This window comes from Parabacteroides sp. 52, assembly GCF_010500925.1.
Lineage (GTDB): Bacteria > Bacteroidota > Bacteroidia > Bacteroidales > Tannerellaceae > QVMG01.
Genome location: NZ_QVMG01000009.1, coordinates 99166 through 124728 on the forward strand (window position 1 = coordinate 99166; position 25563 = coordinate 124728).

Annotated in this window: 18 protein-coding genes; 8 read left to right on the forward strand and 10 right to left on the reverse strand. The window is 44.3% G+C overall.

Annotated features, from left to right (window positions below; translation table 11 throughout):
- Window positions 1-11 precede the first annotated feature (11 nt).
- The 5 genes from D0T51_RS07130 to D0T51_RS07150 all read left to right on the forward strand — a co-directional run bounded on the left by D0T51_RS07130 (window position 12) and on the right by D0T51_RS07150 (window position 4444).
- A complete protein-coding gene (locus D0T51_RS07130) occupies window positions 12-1427 on the forward strand; it encodes an ATP-dependent RecD-like DNA helicase (protein WP_163727192.1) in 1416 nt (471 codons plus the stop codon).
- 95 nt (window positions 1428-1522) lie between these two features.
- Window positions 1523-2152 carry a hypothetical protein gene (locus tag D0T51_RS07135; protein WP_163727195.1) on the forward strand — a complete coding sequence of 210 codons (630 nt, stop codon included), beginning with the start codon at window positions 1523-1525 and terminating at the stop codon, window positions 2150-2152.
- A gap of 3 nt (window positions 2153-2155) precedes the next feature.
- A complete protein-coding gene (gene rsmI, locus D0T51_RS07140) occupies window positions 2156-2860 on the forward strand; it encodes a 16S rRNA (cytidine(1402)-2'-O)-methyltransferase (protein WP_163727198.1) in 705 nt (234 codons plus the stop codon).
- A 16-nt stretch (window positions 2861-2876) separates the two neighbouring features.
- Complete coding sequence (locus D0T51_RS07145; protein WP_163727201.1) at window positions 2877-3749, forward strand: hypothetical protein; 873 nt, start codon at window positions 2877-2879, stop codon at window positions 3747-3749.
- Complete coding sequence (locus D0T51_RS07150) at window positions 3749-4444, forward strand: YjjG family noncanonical pyrimidine nucleotidase (protein ID WP_163727203.1); 696 nt, start codon at window positions 3749-3751, stop codon at window positions 4442-4444. The genes D0T51_RS07145 and D0T51_RS07150 overlap by 1 nt, the downstream gene beginning before the upstream one ends.
- A gap of 6 nt (window positions 4445-4450) precedes the next feature.
- Here D0T51_RS07150 and D0T51_RS07155 read toward each other — a convergent pair whose 3' ends face one another.
- The 5 genes from D0T51_RS07155 to D0T51_RS07175 all read right to left on the reverse strand — a co-directional run bounded on the left by D0T51_RS07155 (window position 4451) and on the right by D0T51_RS07175 (window position 9812).
- Window positions 4451-5137 (reverse strand): zinc metallopeptidase, encoded by a 687-nt coding sequence (locus D0T51_RS07155; protein WP_163727208.1) that lies wholly within the window; start codon window positions 5135-5137, stop codon window positions 4451-4453.
- Window positions 5138-5256: 119 nt separating this feature from the next.
- Window positions 5257-6528 carry an adenylosuccinate synthase gene (locus D0T51_RS07160; RefSeq protein WP_163727211.1) on the reverse strand — a complete coding sequence of 424 codons (1272 nt, stop codon included), beginning with the start codon at window positions 6526-6528 and terminating at the stop codon, window positions 5257-5259.
- 30 nt (window positions 6529-6558) lie between these two features.
- Window positions 6559-7020, reverse strand: coding sequence for a Fur family transcriptional regulator (locus D0T51_RS07165; RefSeq protein ID WP_163727214.1), 462 nt, complete (start codon window positions 7018-7020; stop codon window positions 6559-6561).
- A gap of 60 nt (window positions 7021-7080) precedes the next feature.
- Window positions 7081-7743, reverse strand: a complete 663-nt coding sequence (locus D0T51_RS07170) for a DNA alkylation repair protein (RefSeq protein WP_163727219.1) — start codon at window positions 7741-7743, stop codon at window positions 7081-7083.
- Between the two features lie 17 nt (window positions 7744-7760).
- Window positions 7761-9812, reverse strand: coding sequence for a dihydrofolate reductase (locus tag D0T51_RS07175; RefSeq protein WP_163727223.1), 2052 nt, complete (start codon window positions 9810-9812; stop codon window positions 7761-7763).
- A 127-nt stretch (window positions 9813-9939) separates the two neighbouring features.
- On the opposite strand from D0T51_RS07175, the gene mnmA reads away from it, so the two are divergent.
- Both mnmA and D0T51_RS07185 read left to right on the forward strand, forming a co-directional pair.
- Window positions 9940-11022 (forward strand): tRNA 2-thiouridine(34) synthase MnmA, encoded by a 1083-nt coding sequence (gene mnmA / locus D0T51_RS07180; RefSeq protein WP_163727226.1) that lies wholly within the window; start codon window positions 9940-9942, stop codon window positions 11020-11022.
- Window positions 11023-11033: 11 nt separating this feature from the next.
- The gene (locus D0T51_RS07185; RefSeq protein ID WP_163727229.1) at window positions 11034-11231 is read left to right on the forward strand and encodes a hypothetical protein; all 198 of its coding nucleotides are present in this window, start codon (window positions 11034-11036) and stop codon (window positions 11229-11231) included.
- Between the two features lie 113 nt (window positions 11232-11344).
- Here D0T51_RS07185 and D0T51_RS07190 read toward each other — a convergent pair whose 3' ends face one another.
- From D0T51_RS07190 to D0T51_RS07210, 5 genes are all read right to left on the reverse strand, one after another.
- Window positions 11345-12286 (reverse strand): ribose-phosphate pyrophosphokinase, encoded by a 942-nt coding sequence (locus D0T51_RS07190; RefSeq protein WP_163727232.1) that lies wholly within the window; start codon window positions 12284-12286, stop codon window positions 11345-11347.
- Window positions 12287-12379: 93 nt separating this feature from the next.
- Window positions 12380-14071: an alpha-amylase family glycosyl hydrolase gene (locus tag D0T51_RS07195; protein ID WP_163727235.1), complete on the reverse strand. Its 1692-nt coding sequence runs from the start codon at window positions 14069-14071 to the stop codon at window positions 12380-12382.
- Window positions 14072-14119: 48 nt separating this feature from the next.
- Window positions 14120-14953 (reverse strand): patatin-like phospholipase family protein, encoded by an 834-nt coding sequence (locus tag D0T51_RS07200; RefSeq protein ID WP_163727237.1) that lies wholly within the window; start codon window positions 14951-14953, stop codon window positions 14120-14122.
- Between the two features lie 39 nt (window positions 14954-14992).
- Window positions 14993-16495, reverse strand: coding sequence for a glutamine synthetase family protein (locus tag D0T51_RS07205; RefSeq protein ID WP_163727239.1), 1503 nt, complete (start codon window positions 16493-16495; stop codon window positions 14993-14995).
- Between the two features lie 926 nt (window positions 16496-17421).
- Entirely contained in the window at window positions 17422-18294 is an 873-nt protein-coding gene (locus D0T51_RS07210) for a helix-turn-helix domain-containing protein (RefSeq protein WP_163727242.1), read from the reverse strand.
- 427 nt (window positions 18295-18721) lie between these two features.
- Between D0T51_RS07210 and D0T51_RS07215 the strand changes: the two genes are divergently transcribed.
- Window positions 18722-25563 (forward strand): hypothetical protein (locus D0T51_RS07215; RefSeq protein WP_163727245.1); only part of this gene is annotated, 6842 nt, incomplete at its 3' end.

The following is a 25563-nucleotide window of genomic DNA, read 5'->3' on the forward strand; positions in this document are numbered from 1 at the left end:
TTGCAATCAAAATGATAAATAGTTACTTAGTCGACCAAATCACCCGTCATTTCCCGCATTCCCCAACCCCAGATCAATCCCTTGCCATACAAATTATCACGGACTTTCTCTTTTCAGACAAAGTAGATTCCGTTCTTTTATTCAAAGGATATGCAGGCACGGGAAAGACCTCTCTATTGGGCACCCTGGTAAAAACATGGAATGAACTGAAACAAAAAACAATCTTATTAGCCCCGACGGGAAGAGCGGCCAAAGTATTCTCCGGTTATGCCGGCCAAAAAGCTTTCACCATCCATAAAAAGATCTACCGCCAGAAGGCATTTTCGAATGAGACGACCGGATTTCAACCGGCCGACAATTTACACAAAGACACACTGTTTATCGTCGACGAAGCTTCTATGATTGCCAACGATGGATTTGACTCTTTCACGTTTGGCAGTGGACGCCTATTGGACGACCTAATCCATTATGTCTATTCCGGGGAAAACTGCCGCCTGATATTAATGGGCGACGTGGCACAATTACCTCCTGTCGGTCAGACAGAAAGTCCGGCGCTTAACCCCAATGTATTGCAAGGATACAATCTCTCGGTACAGGAGATCACACTGACCCAGATCGTGCGACAGGCCGGAGATTCGGGTATCTTGTACAATGCAACCCAACTACGGGAGGCCTTGCGCACCCATACGGTCGAGATATACCCTAAGCTTTCCCTCAAAGGGTTTCAGGACATCCGCAAAGTCAACGGAGAAGAACTGATCGAAGAGATATCCTCCGCCTATAGCCGGGACGGGATGGAAGAGACGATGATCATCACCCGCAGCAACAAACGTGCCACCTTATACAATAACGGCATTCGCAACCGGATACTCTACCGGGAGGAAGAACTCTCCTCTGGCGACCGCCTGATGGTGGCCAAGAACAACTATTACTGGACTGCGGAGAATAAAGAAATGGATTTTATTGCCAACGGAGAAATCATTCAAATACTGCGCGTACGCCGCCTAACGGAGCTTTATGGCTTTCGTTTTGCAGACGTTAGTATCCGCTTTGCGGACTATGACATGGAAATGGATACAAAAATCCTCCTGGATACCCTGCAGACAGATAGCCCGGCATTGCCAAAGGAACTGAATGACAAACTCTTCTTTACCATACTGGAAGACTATGAAGATATACCGACCCGAGCGGGCAAGATGAAGAAGATGAAAACAGATCCTTACTACAATGTGCTTCAGGTAAAATATGCCTATGCCATCACTTGCCATAAAGCACAGGGCGGACAATGGATGAATGTATTCCTGGATATCGGATTCATCACCGAAGAGATGTTGGGGGAAGACTTTTACCGGTGGCTATATACTGCTTTTACCCGGGCAACGCATCGCCTGTATTTGGTCAATTTGCCCAAGGAATTTGAAGAATAAGCAATATTTCACAGGCAAACGATAAAACAATCCTCGGAATTACTTACTTTTGTCGCAATAGAGTAGTCAATTAGTTCGCTCAAACAGAAAGAAAAATGGCAAGTAAAGAAAGAATAGATTATCTATTATTAGACATACGGGATCTTGAAAAACAAGTCTCCGCTATGCATAATGCTGAAGTTTACCCTGTATCTTTTTTTAGTCAAACCTTTGAACTGGCTCATAAGATCCTGACAGACCTTCATCAACTGGAGGCAGATCAACTGGAGTTTTTAAGCCGGCAAATGGAAGAACACAAACAACAGCTGTATACCCTTCCGACGCCGGAACCAACAGCCCTGCCGGAACGGGAGGAAGAACCGGAACAGCAAATGGAGACTGTACCTGCCATAGCCGGAGAAGAAAGGCCTCTTCACACCGAAGAACCAATAACGGAAACGCCTGTATCTATTACGGATAAAAAGACAACCGCTTTCCTGAATGACCTTTTGGAAAAGAGAAATTTATCCGATTTCCGAAAAGCATTCAGCTTAAATGATCGCTTCCGTTTCCGACGCGAGCTATTTGACGCAGACGAAGAGCGTATGAACAAAGTAATTGCCGACCTGGACAATATCCAGTCCTACGAAGACTCCATGAACTATTTACACCAGGAGCTATCATGGGACATGGAGGATGAAGCAGTTGCCGACTTTATCAAACTACTCGAAAAACGATTTTCATAAGTTATGGCCAAACTAATCGTAGTACCTACCCCTGTGGGAAACCTGGAAGATATCACTCTCCGGGCCATCCGCGTACTCAAAGAGGCGGATCTTATTTTAGCCGAGGACACCCGTACCACGGGCTTCCTATTGAAACACTACGATATACAAAACCGGATGCAATCGCATCATAAATTCAACGAACACAAGACGGTTGAACAAATAGCCATGCGGATCAAAGCCGGAGAGACAATTGCCTTGGTATCAGATGCCGGCACACCAGCGATCTCCGATCCGGGTTATCTATTGGTTCACGCATGTGTACGCCAGGGAGTAGAGGTGGAATGCCTTCCCGGGGCAACGGCTTTTGTACCGGCATTGGTCACTTCCGGATTACCCAATGAGAAGTTCTGTTTTGAAGGTTTCCTCCCACAAAAAAAGGGAAGACAAACCCGGTTACAAAAATTGTCCACAGAGACAAGGACAATGATTTTTTATGAATCGCCTTACCGGCTTGTCAAAACACTTACTCAACTTGCCGAATATTTCGGATCGGAACGTCCAGCTTCGGTATCCCGAGAGATATCCAAGCTATTCGAAGAGACCAGAAGAGGCTCCCTGGAAGAATTAGCGGCCCATTTCTCCTTGAACGAACCGAAAGGGGAAATTGTTATTATAGTATCAGGGGCGGAAGAGAAAAAAGAAAAAGGAACAAAAACGAATGTTTAATTAAATAGATGTGGATATGAAAAAGGTATTAATGATTTGTATAAGTACCGTACTGCTGGCTTCCTGCGTACAGAACTCCAAAGAGTACAAACAATTGAAAGCAGAAAATGACTCGCTAAAAATCGAGACCGCCCGGAACTCTACCGAACTAAACGAGATGCTCGGCATCCTGAATGATGTAGAAGTGGATATACAAGCAATCCGTGAAGCAGAGAATTATCTTACCCTGCAACAACAAGCCGGCGGAGAGCTGAATCAAACAAAACGGGAACAGATCAAACAAAACATGCAACTGATCACCGAGACACTGAAAAGAAATCGACAACAGATCAGTGAACTGGAAGAAAAACTAAAGAAAAGCAACGTCAACTCCCTGTCTTTACGTAAAACCATCGAACGCCTGAACTCGGAAATGGATCAGAAAGCCCTGATGATTGCCTCTTTGCAGGAAAATCTGGCAAAGAAGAATATCCGTATCCAGGAGCTGGATGATATGGTTACTTCTTTAAACGAAGACGTAGAAGTATTGGCTGCCACAACAGCCTTGCAAACAGAAGCGTTAAACAAACAAGACAAAGAGTTGCACAAAGCGTATTATTGCTTCGGCACCTCAAAAGAATTAAAAGATCAGAACATCCTCACCGGAGGAGGTCTCTTCTCTAAATCCAAAGCATTGGAAGAAGACTTCAACCGCGATTATTTCATTTCTATCGATATCCGCGAAGTAAAAGAGATTCCTCTTTTTGCAGGCAAAGCCAAATTGCGTTCTACCCACCCGGAAGGAACCTATGAATTTGTAAAAGATACGGATGGAAACCTCACGTTAAAGATTACAAACGAAGAATTATTCTGGAGTCTGGGAAGATATCTGGTTATTCAAGTAGGATAATGAAGTACAAGAACCTCTTTATTGATCTGGACGATACCCTTTGGGATACGTACCACAATAACAAAGAATGCCTCGAAGAACTGTATACCGATTACCACTGGGAAAAGTATTACGCCTCCTTCGAGGCTTTCTATGCTATCTACATGCCCAACAACGAACTCTTATGGAAGAAATACAGGGAACAGGAAATAGATCGTCAAACACTTATCTTCGAACGTTTTCATTACATCCTTTCTCCCATGGGCATCCACGACAGAGAGACCGTACTCTCCATAAACAACGATTTCCTGCAACGTACCACAACCAAAACACGCTTAGTTCCGGGAGCCATCGAGCTTCTTGAATATCTTCGCCCCTCTTATCACCTCTTCATTCTATCCAATGGCTTCCGCGAAGTACAGTTCAAAAAATTAAAGAATGCAGGCTTATCTCCTTATATAGAACGGATGATCCTTTCCGAAGATGCGGGCATACAAAAACCGCACAAAGAAATATTCGATTTCGCCCTGAAGAACACCAACTCCCGCCGAAACGAAAGCCTGATGATAGGAGATAGCTGGGAAGCCGATATAGTAGGCGCTTACCACTCCGGCATAGACCAAATATGGCTCAATCCCCAAGAGATACCCTCCTCTGCGGAATTCACCCCCACTTTCACCGTCAAGACTTTAAAAGAAATAGAAGGTATTTTGTAATATATCTTAATCCCGGCTTCGCCCACTCATGAAAATCAAAATATAATAAAAGAGCGTAGCCAAAGAGCCAATAGCAGCTACGACATATGTATAGGCTGCTGAACGCAAGGCGTCAACCGCTTTGTCATGTGTTGCCACATTGGTTATACCTGAACGGTTCAGCCAAACCAAAGCACGTTGACTGGCGTTGATCTCCACAGGCAGAGTAATCAAGCTAAACAATGTCGTGGAAGCAAACAGAACAATACCAAAAAGCAAAAGCTGCGGAAAAGTATTTATCAACAACATCCCTCCCAATAAAACCCAGGTCATGATATTAGATGAAAAACTAACGATGGGCACCAAGGCTGAACGCATCTTCAATGGAGCATAGGCCGTAGCATGTTGAATCGCATGCCCACATTCATGAGCAGCCACTGCCGCTGCTGCAATGCTGTTACTGGCATACACCGACTCACTCAGATTAACCGTTTTGTTTGTAGGATTATAATTATCCGTCAGATGCCCCCGCGTGGAGATTACCTGTACGTCATAAATCCCATTGTCACGCAACATCTTCTCTGCCACATCCCTTCCTGTCATTCCGTTAGGCAATGGCATATGCGAATACTTTTCAAATTTGCGTTGCAAATTGGAAGAAACCAACCAACTCAACAAGGCAACACCAATAAAAATAATCCAATAAATACTCATACTTTTCTATTTTATATATTCACAAAATCAAAAACAAAAAGCCTGCCAAAGGCAAAAATGGCAGAAGACGGTCCTCTTCGAAGGGGGTCTTCTGCCATTTTGTATCTTATTTAGGGTCTTTACTCTTCCGTATATCTGACAATTGTTTGTGCCCGGTCCGGTCCTACAGATACAATCTTGATAGGCACACCCAACTCTTCTTCCAAGAAGGAGATATAAGCATTAAACTCTTCCGGGAACTCATCCTCATTGGTCATTTCTGTCATGTCAGTCTTCCATCCGGGCAGTTCCGCATAGATCGGTCGGATAGAATCATCCATTCTATAAGGGAATTCCGTTGTTTCCTCACCGTCTATAAAATAACCGACACAAGCCTTGATTGTTTCAAAAGAGTCTAATACATCACTCTTCATCATAATCAACTGGGTTACCCCGTTTAACATGATTGAATATTTAAGAGCCACCAGGTCAATCCAGCCACAACGACGGCGGCGACCGGTAACCGATCCAAATTCATGTCCGATCTCACACAGTTTGTCTCCGGTCTCATCAAACAACTCAGTAGGGAATGGGCCACTGCCCACGCGGGTACAATAGGCTTTAAAAATACCATATACTTCACCGATGTTGCGGGGAGCCACTCCTAAACCGGTACAACAACCGGCACAAATCGTATTGGAAGAGGTCACAAACGGATAGGATCCGAAGTCGATATCCAGCATTGTGCCCTGTGCCCCTTCTGCCAAAACAGTTTTTCCTTCTTTCAGGTAGTTATTGATTACGTGTTCACTATCAATCAGGGTAAACTCTTTCAGGTATTCAATACCTTCAAACCACTGCTTTTCCAATTCACGTATATCATAGTCATAATGCAGTGACTTCAGGATAGCTTCATGCCTGGCTTTCGCCGCATCATAGATAGTATCAAAATCATGCAATATATCTCCTACACGTACCCCATTGCGGCTTATCTTATCCGTATAGGTCGGTCCGATTCCTTTTCCTGTCGTACCTATCTTTCCGGCTCCCTTTGCAGCTTCATAAGCGGCATCCAAGACCCGGTGAGTTGGCAATATCAGGTGGGCTTTCTTTGAGATATAAAGCTTCTTCTTCAGATCATGTCCGCTGGCAGCCAATGCCTCCGCTTCTTGTTTAAACAAGAGGGGATCCAAGACAACACCATTTCCTATTATATTGATTTTACCACCTTGGAAGATACCGGACGGGACAGAACGTAAAATGTATTTCTGTTCATTAAACTCCAATGTGTGTCCTGCATTCGGGCCTCCCTGAAAACGACTGATCACATCGTAATTCGGAGTGAGTACATCCACAATTTTACCTTTGCCTTCGTCTCCCCACTGCAATCCTAATAAAACATCTACTTTCATTTTTATTATACTATATGGCTTATTAATATTCTACTTTTTTTGTTGCCGCATTTTGAAAGTGCATTTGCTGCATATGCCATACACATACAAACAATAATACTCCGGAGTAAACCTACTTACCTTCAGATTTTTCATATCTGCCTTCAATGCCTGGTCCCTGATCTCACGCACATCTCCGCATTTTGTACAGATCAGATGTTGGTGTGTATCCGCCAAAACCCGCAACTCGTATTGGACCGACTGAGGGGTTATCTGATGACGAACCACCAAACCGGCTTCTACCAATAAATCAATCGTATTGTACAGGGTCGCTTTACTTACATGAAAATTTTGCTCTTCCAACTTTTCATGCAATGTAAATATATCAAAGTGATTGGTTAAAGCACAGATCAACTCCAGTATAGTGTACCGTTCTTCTGTCTTCCGGAGCTTCTTTTGTTCAAGATAGCCGGTAAACTTTTTACGCATATCACTATAGATCTTTGCTTCCATATGGTAGTATCTTCACGCGACTGACAAAGGTAGCGCATTTATTTGAAACACAAAGTGATCTTATTGGTAATATTGAAATTCAAATTTTAAATCTTCATAAAACTCCTCTCGCTCCGGAGAACCGGATAAGGGATAATCGGCGAGAGCCAATAATACGATATCGGCCTGCTCCGACGACTGCCGCCCATAATATTTCAGGGCAAGCAAAGAAGCCCGTTGGGAACGGGACAAACCGACATCCATCACCTCTTTCGCCCGACGCATAAATAAAGGCATATACTCCTGGCGCAAACAAAAGCCTTTCATATACAGACGAGCCAACAGGAGGAAGCCCATCACCACAAAGAATTCTTCCTCCCGGCAGATCCATTTCATGGCCAATTCCTCCGCAAAAGGCAATTCCTGCAGGAGGTTCATACAAAGCTGCTCCGCAATCTCCTGCTGCTTCACTCCGGCGGCCCACAACTCCGCCTGCTCCACTGTAAACGAATCAAGAGGCTGCAACAATGTCGCCAGGATCTTCATTTCCCGAACATCTTCCTGCCAAAGTGCTTCCGCCAAAGCGGCATCCTTTGTATACCTTTGGGCAATCTCTCTGATTTTAGGCAGAGAGACTCCAAAGTTCAATTTATAAACCGCTCCCTTTTCCCGCATACTCTGGGATACGATCCCATTCATACTCAGCCTAAACTGCGTGCGGATATCCTTGAGTGTATTATGCATAAAACAATATCCGGGGATCAATTATAAGTAGGCAAATAAGAATAATCGCTGCTATAACGAAGCATCTGATCGTCAAACCCTTCCGTATAGTCCAACACAACATCCGTCACTTCGCCTTTCTCATTCTTAACCTGTTTCATTACCGGATTGACAAAACCACGATAAGGCGCCAGGTTTAATCCGGCATAACGTTCCAAAACTTCGGCATGCAATACAGGATCTACTTTCACGGCATAATCCTCCACCAATTTCTTTCCTGCCTCAAAATCACCTTCACTCTTGATGCGTTGCACTTCTGTCAGAAGTTCACCGAATAAATGGCGAAGCTTGATATAGTCATTGATAACGACATAGGTTTTATCATCCTTCTTTTTCATTTCGACGACCTTATCCGCTTCTCCTTTTTCAAACACCCATCGGGCTATCAATTGGCGGTTACGCATATGTGCCTCTTCTACATTTTTACCCAATTCTACACGAACCAGCTGTGTCATCAAGCCGTTCATCATAAAGTTATAGTATTCTGCTTTATACGCCTCTGCATCGGGAACAAGCCCCAATTCCACCATTTTATCATCTCCCATATAATAAAGTCCGAAAAGATCGGCACGTGCTTCTTCCAAGGTAGAGCTATAAGCTTTCAAGCCATCCGGATCCACACCCGGCAAGAGTTTACCCGATCCATGTCCCAGGCATTCATGCAGGTCCGTATGCAGGTTACCCGTAAGGAAACCATATTTCTTTATGATCTCTCTTTCCGTATCACTCCATATAAATTCCGCTCCTAAACCACCTCCCTGAGAGGCTTTGTCATAGGCTTCTGTTATATTTTCGATGGTCACCGACTTAGAACCATGGTCCCGGCGAATCCAATCGGCATTCGGCAGGTTTATGCCTATGGGAGTAGCCGGATAACAATCCCCTCCGATCATCGTTACCGTAATCACCTTGGCGGAAACACCTTTTACTTCCTCTTTCTTGAATCGTTTATCCACAGGAGAATGATCTTCAAACCATTGCGCATTGTCGCTAATCACCTTCGTACGCTTGGTCGCTTCTTTATTGATGAAGTTGACCGAAGACTCCCAACTGGCTTTCATTCCCAGCGGATCTCCATAGGTTTCAATAAAGCCATTGACAAAATCCACTTCCGATGTGGTATCCTTCACCCACAAAACCGAATAGGCATCAAAGGTCTTCAGATCTCCCGTTTTATAATAAGCTATCAATGTTTCAATCACTGCTTTTTGCGCCTCATTCTCTGCAAAGGCAACGGCCTTCTCCAACTCAGCTACTATCGCTTCTATTGCTTCGGAGTACAAACCGCCTACTTTCCATACTTTCTCCGTCAATTGTCCGTTTTCTTTCACCAGACGGCTATTCAATCCATAAGAAACAGGTGTCTGATCCTTGGGGTCTTTCATCTTTCCATAAAAAGCTTCGACCTCTTTCAGATGAACCCCTTCGCCATAATAGTTATTGGCTGAAGCCACAATGATATCCTGGTCTCCACTTTGAATCGTACGTTTCGCCATCACCGTCGGATCAAACAGGACGGGGGTAAGCTCTGCGATAAGTTGTTCAACCGTTTCTCCCTCCCGAACAGGAAGTTTCGAGGCATCCATCTGTTCCACACATGCACGAAAGAAAACAGGAGTAAAGGCAGGTATGAATTTCTCTTCTCCATAATGATGATGTATACCATTGGAGAACCATATACGTTTCAGATAAGTCTCCAACGCCTGAAACTCTTCGTTTTCCCGGTCTCCCTTATAATTTTGATAAATAGTTTCCAGGATACGGCGAATAGCCAGGTTATACCGGTTGTTCTGATCAAACAATATATCGCGTCCCATCAACGCAGCCTCTGAAAGGTGATACAACAACTGTTTCTGTTGCAACGAAAGCGATTCAAACCCCGGCACCTGATAACGCAAGATCTGCAGGTCCGCAAACTTATCCACTACATAATTGAATGTTTCCTGTACGTCTTCCCTTTTCTCTTTCTTCTGCTCCGCACAGCCCATCATTGCTACTACTGTCATAACTGATACGATTATCTTTTTCATTTACATCTATTCTTTATATTGTACTTTCATTTGATTCTTCAACCTCACAAAGGTAGCGAATTAATAAATCACGTAGGACTTTCCTTTTAATATTTGTACCTTTGTAAGCTGAAAAACAATTGAATGTATGGAAATAGCAGCATTGGTCTCCGGAGGAGTAGACAGCTCCGTCGTTGTTCACCGCCTCAAAGAAGCAGGTTACGACCCGACAATATTCTATATCCGGATAGGGATGGAAGACAAGGATGGTTATATCGACTGTCCCGCGGAGGAAGATATTGAAATCACTACCTATATCGCCCGTAAATACGGATGCCGCATGGAGGTGGTATCCCTACACGATGAATATTGGGAGAAGGTGGTCAGTTACACCATCGATTCCGTAAAAAGGGGACTCACTCCCAATCCGGATATGATGTGCAACAAATACATCAAATTCGGTTGCTTCGAAGAGAAATGGGGCAAAGACTTCGACAAGATTGCTACCGGACATTATGCCACCACGACGGAAATTAACGGGAAGACATGGCTCTCCACAGCCAAAGACCCGGTGAAGGATCAAACCGATTTCCTGGGACAAATCACCCGGCTGCAAATAGGGAAACTGATGTTCCCTATCGGCCACCTGATGAAGCAAGAGGTGCGCGACATAGCAGAACAACAAAAGCTGCCCAGCGCCAAACGCAAAGACAGCCAGGGCATCTGCTTCCTGGGTAAGATTAATTACAACGATTTCATCGAACGTTACCTGGGTAAACGACCGGGCAAAATTGTGGAACTGGAGACAGGCAAGGTCTTAGGCAAACACAATGGCTACTGGTTCCATACGATCGGACAGCGAAAAGGACTGGGACTAAGCGGTGGACCCTGGTTCGTCATCCAGAAAGATATCAGACGAAACATTATTTATGTCTCCAACGGATATGACCCGGAAACGCAATACGGGAAAACAATCAACCTGCAAGGGTTCGATTTCATCACAGAAGATCCCTGGGGAGAATTTACGGACGAGAAAGAAATCACCTTCAAAATCCGCCATACTCCCGAGTTTACACCCGGATACATCCGTCGCATCGGCGATTTGTATCGCATTGAATCCACAGAGAAGATCCAGGGTATTGCACCCGGACAATTTGGCGTGGTATACGACAAAGACCATCGCCTTTGCCTGGGCAGTGGTATGATTATAGAAGAAGAAAAACAACATTAAACCAATGAAGCATGAGTGATATAGAAGACGCAATGATGGGCGGTATCGTTTTCAAGAAGAAATTAGACGACCGACCTCCCCAAGAAGAAAAAGTAAAGACAAAAGCTAAGAAGGCTACCTATATCAAAGGCCTTCATGGATCCGGAGCGGCCAAGAAAAAAGCCGAGATACGAAAGAAACGTGCCAATCGCCACAAAAACAAAAAATAAGTTGCACTTGACTAAAGAAAAGGGGGTATCCGAAACCGGATACCCCCTTTTCCTTTTTACCGGAAAGACGCTGTAAATGCTCTCCGCTATATAAGGTAAATTATGTATTTCTTTTAGATCACATACAGTGAACTGATCGACTCATTGTTGCATACACGGCGGATAGACTCAGCAAACATATCGGCAATAGAAAGAACCACCACCTTATCACATTTCTTTGAGTAAGGGATAGAGTCGGTAAAAATCATTTCGGTGAGAGCCGATTGGTCTATACGCAGAGAAGCCGGGTCAGACATCACCGCATGACTGGCAATCGCACGTACCGAACGGGCACCGTTCTCCATCATCAGGTTGGCCGCCTTGGTTATCGTACCGGCAGTATCTACCATATCGTCTATCAGGATCACATCCATATCCGTCACATCTCCAATGATACGCATCTCTGCTACTTCATTGGCCCGCAAACGCGATTTATGACAGATAACCATCGGTGTTCCTAAATATTTGGAATAGGTGCTGGCACGCTTGGTTCCCCCTACGTCCGGAGTAGCAATACACAGATTATCTACCGGGAATGTTTCTTTTATATATTCCAGGAAGATGCCGGATGCATATAAATGGTCCACAGGCACGTCAAAGAATCCTTGGATCTGATCTGCATGCAAGTCCATGGTTATCAAACGATCAATACCGGCTGTGCTTAACATATCAGCAATCAATTTGGCACCGATGGATACACGAGGTTTGTCTTTTCTGTCCTGACGCGCCCAACCGAAATACGGGATCACCGCAATAATAGAATGAGCCGATGCCCGTTTGGCGGCATCAATCATCAGAAGCAACTCCATCAGGTTATCCGAGTTCGGGAAGGTAGACTGCACCAAAAAGACATCTCTTCCACGGATCGATTCCTCATAAGACACAGTGAATTCACCATCAGCAAAATGCTGAATATTCATCTGCCCCAACGGACAATTAAGACTGTTACATATTTTCTCTGCAAGATAACGGGAGTTGGTTCCCGAAAACACCAGGTAAGGAGTTTGTGCACCCATTGATTCCGAATATTAATCTTTAAAGTAAATAGATTTGAATTGTACCGCAAAAGTACAAAACAATTATCAATATCTACCCTTACCTACAAAGAATTAGTACACGAACTTCAATATTTTCCCCGAATAAGCGGGTAATACGACCTGGTACGGCCAAGACGTTGTCAACGTACCCACCGTCGATTCTCCTGTAAAGAGATCCGTCAGTGTAGCCGGCCGGTTATCCTCTATCTGGCAAGCCTCAAAGGCTGCCTGAGGAATTTGTACCCGGACTGTTTGTTCTGCCTTATCGAAATTGACTACCACAAGAATGACCTCATTGCGGTAGGCACGCATAAAAGCATATTGATGTTGCGAATTGAAATAGGGATTCTCCAGGTTGGCATACATCAGATCATGAAACACGCCTTTCGCAAAGGCTTTTTCCGAAAGAACAGTATTCAACAGCCTGGCATACATCGCACGAAGCTCTTTCTGTTCTTTCGTACATTGACTTCCATCAAATGTCCAGTTAGCAATCCAGTGACGCACACTCTCCATACTCCAATAGTCATAGATAGTAGTACGCCCATCCAATCCGCTGAATCCTTCCGCATCCATACCCCGCTCTCCCAGTTCCTGACCGTTGTATATCATAACGGGATTGGTATTCATTGTGGCCGAGACAATCATACCCGGGAAGCCTGCCCGGGCATCTTTCGCGAAGAAGTCGGAAGCAATACGCTGCTCATCATGGTTTTCCAGAAAGTTTAACATCCGCGCCTGAATGCCTTCCAAGGCCTGCCAGCAACGGGTGATATCGCTTGCCGGTGCACTCCCGCAAATCACGGCACGCAAAGTATCGTATAAACCGACCTTATCATACAAATAGTCGAAGTGACCGGTATAAAGATAATTATGATATTCCTCCGGGTTATATACCTCCGCTATAAATAAAACATCGTATTTTTGTTTTACCTGAGGTATCACCCAATGCCAGAACTCTACCGGGACCATCTCCGCCATATCACAACGGAAGGCATCCACTCCTTTACCGGCCCAGAAGAGAAGGATATCCAACATCTTGCCCCAGGTGTTAGGAACGGTATCAAAATGAGCAATTCTTCCGTTCATATAGTCCACTCCATAATTCAACTTGACGGTTTCATACCAGTCGTTACGCCCGGGAGCGGGAGAAAAACAATCATTGCCTGTCACCTTCGCCGGAAATTCACTGTATTCGAAATCCTCCTGCTTCGCTCCGAAATGAAGTTCCAGGGTCTGGTTGGGGAGATAGTAGAAGTTATTATTCAGATCAAAGGCTTTGGTCGTATCATCGTGTTGTCCCAGATCTTCCACAAACGACTCCCGCACATCGGAATGATATTGCCGGGCAACATGGTTCGGCACAAAGTCGATAACCACCTTCATACCCGCAACATGGGTACGATCCACCAACGCTTCAAACTCTTTCATCCGGTCCGGCACACTTTCTGCCAAGGCCGGATCTACGTCATAATAATCCTTGATGGCATACGGAGAACCCGCTGTCCCTTTTACCACGGCACTATGGTCTCTGCGGATCCCATACCGCGTAAAATCGGATTTGGTCGCATGTTCAATCACTCCGGTATACCAGATATGCGTAATACCCAGCTCTTTGATCTTCGCTAAAGTCTCTGCCGTGAAAGCAGCAAACTTACCCACACCATTTTCACGAATACTCCCATAAGTTACGGAAGAGGGCTGTAGGTTACCAAACAGGCGAGGCAACACCTGATATATAACCATTTTATTCATCTCATTCATTGTTTTTTCATCTTCTTGTATGCATAACCAACAAGCGGGCCAAAAGGTTTAAGCTTTCGTACGCGCTTTTATCTTTTGTACTTCCCGCACCAACAAATCGAATTTGCTGTCCTGAACCAATTCATTAAAAGCATGCAGGGCGGCTTCATAACCGATATGGGCAATCTCGTTTACATTATCCAAATCAAACATCTTATAGGCTCCTACATCTTCCGCTTCGATCAGTACATCACACAACAGGCGATCTTCCGTCGTATTGGCACGGAACATATAATGATAAGAACGTTCAGCGATATGCCATATTGTCTGTTTATACTTAATAGGTATTAAAGGGCTTACATTTACCCCGATCACCTTATCACATTCCTGCCGGATATTGGTCACCGGGAAGTTACGAAACAAACCTCCATCCACATAATGAATGCCGTCGATCTCCACCGGCGTGAAAATAATCGGCACACTGCAAGAGGCGGCCACGGCATCAACAATAGAACCCGTCCGGAACTCATGACTTATGCCATGATCCAGATCGGTAGCGACCACCACCAGGGGTATCTCCAGATCCTCCAGATTCTTCGCCCGTAAATGTTTCTCTAAAAAGTGGCAGAGCCTGGAGTTGTCAAACAACCCGGCCTTGGGCAGTTGCATCTTGGCAAACTCCGAAAACTCCCTTCCGATAAACAATTGCATGATTTCATCCGAAGTATATCCATCAGCATACAGACAACCGGCTAAGGCACCGGCGCTGGTTCCGGAAATGATATCCGGTTTCAAGCCGCATTCTTCTAACAAGCGAAATACACCCAGATGGGCAAAACCTTTGGCTCCGCCCCCACTGAGTGCCAGGCCTACTTTGTAAGGTTTTTTTTCCCTTTTTTTCATCGTGTCGTACTGTATAAGATATTTTCCCCTTCCATAGGCTTAGCCGCAATGGAAATAATCATTCACTAGCTTACGCATACCTTCCGGATTCTTTTCCAGATCACTGCGTAAGGTTTTATCCTTGTATGCCTTCAATCCTTTTATAATACCATCGATCATATGGGGACTAAAAACATTATATTTTTCATACACAGCCCGTTGCCGCTGCAAACATTCGGCAGAGGCTTCGCAACTATCCGGCAGTTGCTCTAAAAGACGCAGTTTGTCCTGGTTCTCCGCCTGGTGTATGTTGACATTCACGTAGGTCTTTTCGGCCACAGCGAGTGCGTCGTCCATCTCAAAACCATGGCGACAGGCAACAGCCAGACCGGCTAACAACTGATACAAATTGGCGGATCCGTCCGGCGAACGCATCTCTACCGTTTGCTTTTGTGTCGTATCATACCCACTGTCGACCTCCAGGGGATTGGCCAACACACTCATATCCGATTTGCTGGTCCATCCCAGTGGCACACGCACCAAGACCGAACGGTTCCTGTCTCCCCAACAAATATTGGTGGGCGCTTCCTGGTGAGGTACCAAACGGAAATAAGAGGTCGGATTCGTGTTTCCAAAAGCTGTAATCGAAGAAGCTAACTCCATCATCCCGGCAATAGCCCGGCGAGCAGTCTCAGACAGCACTCCTCCTGACAACATCTGATTCTTGCCCTCCTTCATAATACGCATATGTACATGCAAACCGGAACCGGCTTTCCCTACCGTAATCTTGGGAGCAAAAGTAATCGTATATCCATAGGTAGAAGCCAGGTTACGAATCACCCATTTGGCTATCATCAATTGATCGGCAGCATCTTCCGCCGCTGTGGGCAGAAACTCAATCTCATTCTGCTCATAGATCAGTCCACCCTGGGTGAAATTACCTACCTCCGAATGCCCATACTTAATGAATCCCCCTGCCTGGGCAATGTATTGCATACATTGGGTACGGAACTGATTGAATTTGGCAAAAGGCCCCGACTCGTGATAACCGCGTTGGTCACTGGCCGGGAATAAGACATTGTCCGGAGCAATCACATAATATTCCAACTCACCCATCGCCTGAAACTCCATGCCTGTAACCTCTTTAAAGGCATTGCAGGCTTTATGTAGGGTATATTCGGGAGCACTCTCCAATGGCTCACCGTCTTTATTAAAGAACGAACAAAGCATCGTCAATGTAGGAATCTCTGAAAAAGGATCGATAAAGGCTGTACGAAAACGTGGAACCACATACAAATCGCTGCTGCCCGCTTCAATAAAAGAAAACAAGCTGGAACCATCGACCCGCTCCCCGCAAGTCAGGATCCCATCCAGATAAGCCCTATTGTTTATCACAAAATTTAATGTCTTCAGACGACCATCCCCTGCCGGATACATAAAATTAACCATCCGGATCTGTTTCTCACGGATAAAATTTATAATATCTTTTTTGGTAAACTCCGCAGCAGGTTTTTGTAAAAACTCCACCAATTGATTGGCATTCATTTCAAGTTCATTCTTCATCTTATAGATTGATTTTTATTGAGTACAATATCTTTCATCACCAACAGGACGAAAACCAGGCACAAACCCTGGCTCATTTGCATATTACCGAACCACATCCTATATTTTACAAATAGAGTGAAAGGTGAGCGCAATCCTAAAAGAAAATTCATTTTCATGAAGGGATTGCCGAACCGCATCCTATATTCTACAAATATACGGAAAGTATTGACTTTTTGTTAACACAAGCATACAATAGAACAAAAAAGGCTTGCTACCCAACGAACCTCTTTTCGTTAATCGTTATTGTTCTTCATTTATCACGTCCACTTTCAGAACAAACAGTGACAAAAAGTGATCACTACTCATTTCTGAATAAATCATTTTCTGCCCCGAAATAAAATTGCCGATAGCTGTCGACACTTGTGCTGATAATTGTCGACACTTGTGTCGATATATATCGGCAATTGTGCTGACAGCTATCGGCAATTTTATTTTCCAGCAGATTGGACTTATGACTTATCCTGAAATGGGTGGTCACTTTTTGTCAGATAGCACCTGTATATACATCGTTCTCTTATTGAAAATAACCCAAATACCAACTGTGTAGACTAGCACTAATAATTAATTGTTAATTATAAATTGTAAATTATAATCTTTCACGCTTCACCCATCGTTCATCACTAACCACTAACCACTAATCACTAAACGTTAATCGTTAATCACTAATCGTTAATTATTAGCCAAATTAAGAAATTCAAGGGATATATTAGGAAGTAATTTGAAATTTGTTACCTTTGTGCACAGCCTGTTGGGTTGGAATATGGATTCTGTCACTTATGAAGAGACGGAACACGCGTTTTTTAAGGCATATTACTGACGGGGCAAATATAGCAGATTTCTGCTTCCAAACGGTTCTTTATACTTTTCATAAAATTCATAAATAGTTATTTGTTTTCTTCTCCTTTGAGGGCATTGGAGATCCCTTTGCGTATCCTTCCGGGTGAATCGCCGAGGTTCTTTTTGCAGAAGTCCGTAAATTGGGGAAGAGAGAGGAATCCCTGCTCTTCGGCAATCTGTCCGAAGGGCTTGTTGGTGGTGTTGATCTCGTGGTAGATCAATTCGACCCGCTTGCCTTTCATCCATTTATAGGCGGAGATGCCGAAGGCCTTTTTGAACTTCTTGTCGAAGTTCGACAGGCTGCAGGCATAGAGCTGGGCAAACTCATTTACCTTTTTCACCCGGCGGTAATTCTTTAGGATAAAATCCGTGAAGGACGAATTTTCATGCAGTACGGGAGAGAAGAAGCTAGACAGTTCATCTTTAGTGTAATACGCCCGGAGTAGGATCAGGAACTCCTCGCATTTCAACTTCATATATTCTGCACAGAGAAGGCCGCTCTGGAGGTTCTGCCGGAGCTCCCGCAGGTAGGTTTGCAGGATTGGTTTAACCTCCAGAAGGTCTGTCTTTTCTTCTGTCGATACAGCTACTGCCTTGAGCTGGTTCAATGAAAAACAATCGCAGAGTCGAATGCTTTCGCGTATCCGCAAGATCAGTAAAGAAGCTCCCTCCTGGCTTCGTATCTTGAAATGGGTGCCGGGAGCAAAAAGGATCATATGCCCCGTATGTAACTCTTTGTTGAGGACAAAATCAAACGAAAGATGCATACTTCCTTCAATCAAAATCATGACCTCCGTAGCCTGCACCGTATCGATCCATTCGCAGCCCGGCAGGCAGTGTTTCACCTGGATAAAATAGTTGGAATCCTGTTTGTAATTGAAACAGGCCTGATGTTCGGCTGCATACAATAGATTATTCATAAATTATTATTAATTAGCTGTTTACATTTTGTTTCTTTTCCTTGCTCCAAAAAGGAAGAAAGATCTGTTTTGCGACTTCTCTCTCTGGAAGAAGGCTATAAGGCCTTTCCCGGACCTGAATACCCCTCCTTTTCTGAAGGGCTGTTTCTCATATTCGTTTTTATCACTTTTTTTAACAAATATCCGCCCCCCCTAACGATCAGTTTATCAACGTAAAACCCCTCTTCCAAGAACCGTTCCGTCTCTTCATAAGTGACGGAACGCCGATCGTTTGTATAAGGTCTTGACAGATAGAATAATAACCGTTACAAAAAAAATGAGTACTGAAATCATGAAAAAAGAGAAAAACAGTAAAAAACAGCGAAAAAGAGAAAAAGAAGACAAAATCAACAAACTATTTATTTACTAATAATTATTAATTAATCGTATGAAACAAGTAGACACTTTACAAAAAAGTAAAAGGTGGCGAACGGCGCATAGTCGTTACCGCCTTTGGTGTATGATGCTACTGGCAGTCCTGATGGGGACAGCGAGTGGTTATGGGCAGATCACCTGGACATCGGTGACACTTAGCCCGAATGTGCTCCCTGTTGCCGGAAAACCAGCACAGCTGAGTTTTAAAGCACTTACGGGGGATATTATCAATGACCCAACGATAGAGATATCGCTTCCTGATTATATCGAATATAAGTCAGCCTCAGGGGAATTATTCTTGAATACAGTGAAGCAGTCAGGAGCTACCTTTGATACTTCGACATCTGGTAAAATCGTTATAACGGGCCTTTCAAGCATTGCTTCGGGCGTTGAAGTGGAAGCCTTATTGCTTCTCAAAGCCGGAAGCGGAGCGGAGCTGAATCCCGATGATGTAACGGTGAACCTTCAGTTCTACGATGATGATCAGAAGTTTGGCTCGGTGCACGATAAAACGTCCGTGGTAGCCAAGGTTCCCGGGATCACTATTACACCGAAGGAATTAAGTATTCCTTATATGGATAAAACAGCGAAACATACGTATACATTGGCTATCGGTGCTACCGATGTGGAGATCAATAATTTTGAACTTCGCCTGACAGTTGATGATAAAACGACTTTGGAGGATATTGAACTGGATGGAACTCCGTTGACATATACAACAAGCGGTTCTTCATCGATTGTTTATACCATTCCTGTCTCTGAAACTCAATTGGGTGGAGTCATTGCTGCCGGTACGAAGGACAATAAGATTACTTTTAAAGCCAGTTCAACCCTGGAAGCCTTGCGCACAATCAAAGCGGAAGCCGCTTATCCGGACTTCACGAACAGCTGTGCTACGGCGGTTGAGGTAGAACTGTTGATGGCCTATGATCTGCCGGGAGGAAAACCGGTTCTGAATCATTATGATCTGGCGAATGAGTCTTATTATACGGCAACTCCTACTATAGGAGCGGCAAAGATCGCAACCGATGATATCCCAATGGATCTCACGACGACTTCTTATGCGCGGACTCTATTTAAAAATACGGGAGACGCGGCTGCTTATGAGGTGGAATTAGATGCATATCCCTATGGATCTTTTTCTATTGTAGATGTAGATAATGTATGGTATTCCATAGATGGAGGAGTACCTCAAAAAATAAGTGGAATAAAAGGGGAAACACATGGTGGTCGTTTGGGGCATCCTCTAAAAGAACCCGCGAAAAGTCCTAATGCATTTACTGTAAGACTTCCTTCAGGAACCTTTGTTCCTATTAATGGATTCCTGGAAGTATGGGTAGGTACTAAAAACGGACAAATATATAATATATCGGATGATTTGAATGTATATACAACTGATGTGGCAACAATTTCAGGTTATAGAATAAATATTTCCTATTGTGAGTCGCAAGCAGGCAAACGAGGTACGTCTGTAGCTCCTTCATATGTGATTGCATATCAAGGCTGGCCTCACTTTAAAGAAGCACCCAATAGAAAAGTATATCAACCGGGTGATACCTATACACAAGAAATTCGCTTTTCAACCTATAATGGAAGCAAGACTAAAGGTAAATTTGAAGTAAAATTGGATATTCCTTCCTGGTTAACCTTAGAAACGGATGGTGTTAAATGGATTAATACAAAAGGAAATACTATTAAAACAGCCACTAAAATTTCTGATACAAAGTACGTATTTGATTTCGCATATATATCCGAATCCTATTTGACTTTCGATTTTAAAGCAGGAAGCTCTTCCACTGATCAGCAGGGATCGGTTCGTTATACAATCAACCATATACCAGGGGATGGAACCGGAAGCATAGATAGAATGTCACAGGTTATACAATCCGTTAGTCTTTGGGCGGAAAATAATGGGATAACTTTGGTTTCTCCTGCTTCGGGGGTAGATCCTTTCCGTCTTATTCGGAAAACGAGAGGTTATCTAGATGATGACAACAATGGTATCCCCAATACTCCTCAGACAACAGCTGGAGAAAATGATGATATTCTGCATACATCCTATATCAATGGTGATAAAGGAAAAATGATCTGGGATGGCAAGATCCTGGGTGGTGTTATTGGCAACGAGTATGCTGCAGGAGGTACTCTCTATTTAGTAGGTGAGTTGAAAGAACTGGATAAGAGTAAATTCAAATGGGAGGCAGTATCGGCTACAGTAGGTGGTACACCTGTTACTCCTACTATTACCTGGGATGATGATACAAATGGTAAGAAATTTGTAATTAAATATACAGGGAATTTACCTAAGGATGCTTTGTTTCATGTAGAACTTCATTTCGAGGCTAATGGAGGAAGTACAAATAGAATGGGTTCAGTTGAAACAAAATGTTATATCCATACAGTTAGTGATAAGAATCCGGATATAGCAACTGCCGATGGCTGTTTAGGTAATGCAGTTGCTTCTTCACCGTTTGGTCTGTATTCTTTAGATACTCGAGTTGCAGGTATTGGAGGAGATAGTTACTCTGTAGGTTTTGAGGACAATAGCGAAAAAGATTTTAATGCCTTTGTCGCAATTCTTAACTATAGTAGATTACAAAATCCTTATTTTAATAAAGAAGCTCGTATCTTAGCACTGCCGGGTGTTTTCCAAATGACTTTGCCGGAAGGATATGAGATGGTTGGAAATACTGTGACTTTAACATATGTTCCATCAAGTGATCGTTCGGAAGAAAAAATTGTATCTTATCCATTTACATATGATAAAAACCTGAATATTTGCACAGTAGATGTGAGTGATGTTTTTGATCTTAATCAAGATGAAAGTACTGTATTAGCGGCAAATAAATTCTCCTTCCCGGATGATAAATGGACCTTTAAGGTTGGAGGTAAGTATAAAGCCCAGCAAAGCGCACAGCCAGTTAGTACCATGAACTTTACATATACCTTAACAGACAAGGATAAGAACGCTATTGGGAAGCCATTAAGCCGGGATGTCACCTTCAACTACAGCGGTACCAGTATCGATGTGACTACGGCTGATGCAAATACCACAAAACCTATACCTGGTAAAGTGGGAACCTCTCTTATCTCCCTTTCGAACACGGCTACATCCGCATTGACAGATGTATGGTTGTATATCGACGGCGATGTGAAGAACGTGAAACTATTGGATTCGGCTACCGGTGCGGATGTTTCCGGCGGTGGTGGTATCAGCGGCAGCAACTGGATCAAATTGCCGAGCGGCCTTCCGGCTTCTCCGAAAAGTTTGAGTTATGTGTTGTCAGTAGAGCACGATGGTTCAACTTCTTCGGACTTTCCGGTTCGTGTACAAGTGGTATCGGATTATAATAAAGGAGGGTATACTCCAAATGTAACATCCGATGTTTTAGCAGATATTCCGGGAGAAAACAAAGGACGTGCAACAACGATCACCTTCTCTCCACAGCCGGCAACCGTATCGGGCGAACTCACTTCCAGTACGCAGACGCTTACTTTCAATACGCCATTTATCCTGACAACTTCGATCAATTCCGAACGTAGTAGCGGTCACTTGTATGATGGCTATATGACACTGCATATTCCTGCAGGTTATGAATTTGTAGGAGGTGCAGCTAATACGGCAGCATATAACGGCGGTACGCCTGTCGCTCTTCCCATTGCTATTCAAACGGCATTGTCGACTATGGGCGATGCGGGTGCTGATATCACCCTGAAGGTTTCAGATGTGCTTACGTCGAATGATGTATTGGTGGGCCTTACCGGTAGGGAAGGAGTCGACAATAAGGTGGAAGTGAAGTTTAATATCCAGTTGAAACCGGTATGTAACATCACGTTGACCGACCGTATCACAGCCAATATCTTTGGTAAGGATGCTTACGGTGCTGCAGCTGTGAAAAATAATGACGAGATCAAACTGCCTCGTATGTCGGCGACCGGTGTTGATTTTAGCTTCAACGTCAGTGTGACTCCTTCTCAGAAAGCCTTCGGAGCAGCAGATACCGATCAGAAGACAATAGATGTAACACTTGAAAAACTGACTGTAAACGAAGTAGCTGCTGTTACTTATGTAGAAGTAGTGCTTCCGAAAGTATTAAATCTGGATGGTAATACAATCACGATGAACTCTTCCGATCTGGGTATCACAGACCGGCAATTGACAATCACTACGACTGAGAATACAGTGTCCGGTAATACCCGTACATTGAAGATCGATATACCAGTGACTGAGTATAATGCATCAGGTGCGGATAAGGGTGCAAACAAGAAGGTATCTTATACCATCCCTGTGAAATATACGTATCCAATAGCCGGTTCGGCAGAGCATATCGCTCTTGTGGACTTCCCGGAACAGGATGTTGAAGCAACAGTAATTACAGAAATTATGTTTGGTACCGTGGCCGATTGTGGAACAGGAATAACCACTCAGCCTAACCCCTTGGTTTCAAAAACAGAGAAGATCGCCTTCCTGATGACGGATAAAGATGCTTCTTTCAATGTGCATGTGGGTGAAACTGTGAATTGGACAATCAATAGTGCCAAATTCGACGGAACAGTAACTGCCACAGACGGAACTCTGTCAACTACAACCCTGACTCTTGCTCCGACGGCTGCTTCTTATCCGGATGCGACAGCATTTGATACTGAAAATGGTAAGAAGACCGAAAAGGTAACCGTTGCGGTATCTATCGACGGAAATTCGTATGGAACCGTTGAACTTCCTTATGTGGTATATCCATCTATGGATTTCAGCCTGAATACGATTGCCCCGTATTGTAGCAATGATGCAGCGAAGAATGTAACCGACCTGGCTGCAACCTTTATCCAGACCGGTCATTCGAAATGGATCGATGTGGTGTTCAGCGAAAATGCTTCGTTCACTCCATTAATCACGGCGAAAGACTTCGCGATCGGTACCACTACACTGAAAATACGCGCCCAGCATAATACGGAATCAACGATTGTCGGTGCAACCGCACAGGATGTTGTTGTCACAGTCAATACGGCTGTAGCCGCTACGCTTAGTGCCGATAAGACTGCTGCCTTGGTAGGGGAAACAATCACCCTGACAGCCGGTGGCGCCAGCGCTTCCGGAAACGGAACTTATTACCAGTACTATGTCGGTTCAACCGCAATAGATGGTCCGACAACGGCGACAACTAAAACGTATACTCCTTTAGTAGGAGACGTAGGTACACTTTCTTTCACCGTGAAGATCGTGAATAACGCAAACGGTGACCAGGATGATCTGTGTGGAACAACCGAAAGTGCTGCCGTATCGGTAACCGTTACGGACCGTCCGGCAGGAGTGACGCTGAACAACCCTAGTGGACCTATCTACGATTGTGGTGCAACAGCTACTTTGGACCTGAAAGCCTTGTTTAATAATCCAGGCGATTTTACAACAGAAACATTCTGGTGGAATACCACAGGTACAAGCCCGGAAACTACTCCTGGTGCTGCAACAGCGTTTACTACAACAATCAGCCTGTCTACCGGAACAACACATATGGTGTATGTATGGGCAAAGAATGCGTTTAACTACTCATCGACTGCGGCTCAGGTCAATGTGACTGCTATCAAGTATGCCCCCATCACCCTGGGTGCCGTGACAGCTGCCGATGTAGAAGCCGCTGCCGGCACCAATGCGACAGCCACAATCGCTGCTGCTGTATCCGCCGGTGAAGCTAAGGCTAACAGTAAATTCGATTATAAACTGTATGACAATACAGACAACGAAATCACCGCTGCCGCTGCCGAAGACGGAGCTTCTCACAACTTCAGCCAATCAGTGGCAGTACCTGCCCTGACAACTACTTCCGTTACCGGTTATGCCGAGTATATCTATAAGGTAACAGCAACAGGTATGTGTGCCGAGTCTGCGAAGAAAGAGGTGAAGGTGAAAGTGTATCCTACCGCTACCATCGCTGTAGACGGAAGCCTGGCTACTACTTTCTGTACCACCACAGCAGCTACGGCTCCTAAGTTGTCAGCTTATGTAAGTGGCGGTCTGAAAACCGACTGGTTCGATTATACGTATACCGGAAACGGAGCTACGGATGCAACCTTAGATGCCAACGTTTCTCTTCCGACAAGAGCCGGAACCTATACCTATACGTTGAAAGCGAAGAACAAAAAAGCCGGTTCGACTGCAGTACCCACAACGTTGACAATCACTGTCTATGACTTGATCACTTTTGGTCCTGTAACTACTCCTCTGGAAGTAGAAGGCAGCGGAAATACAACGATCACAGCACCTACCGCAGCGTCAGGAACCGTTGTTACTTATGAATTGCTCAAAAACAATGTATCTGTTGCAACAGGCAATACATCAGGCAGCTTCTGGGAAGCGTACACGGCTCATACGAATACCTCTACGGCTTATACTTCTGTTACATACAAAGTGAAAGGTCATGGAGCGATCTCTTGTGCCGAAGGTATGAGTGATGCAATCGAACTTCGTATCTATCCTACGGCTACCATCGTTGTGGACGGAACGGTACAGAAAGATTTCTGTACAACCGATAATGCATTGACTACGCTGAATCTGGCTGATTACGTAAGCGGTGGTCTGAATACAACCTGGTTCGATTATACGTATACCGGAAACGGTGCGACGGATGCAACCTTGAACGCGGGTGTAGCTCTTCCGACAACAGCCGGAACCTATACCTATACACTGAGTGCGAAGAATAAGATGACGAACGCAACAGCTGTTTCAACAACTGTTGTAATCAGAGTTGTTACTCCGATCGCTTTATCTCCGATCACCACACCTCAGAACCTGGAAGGAGCAGGCTCAATTTCATTGATAGCTAATCCTACCGCCGGTACGCCCGTTTCGTTCGAATGGTA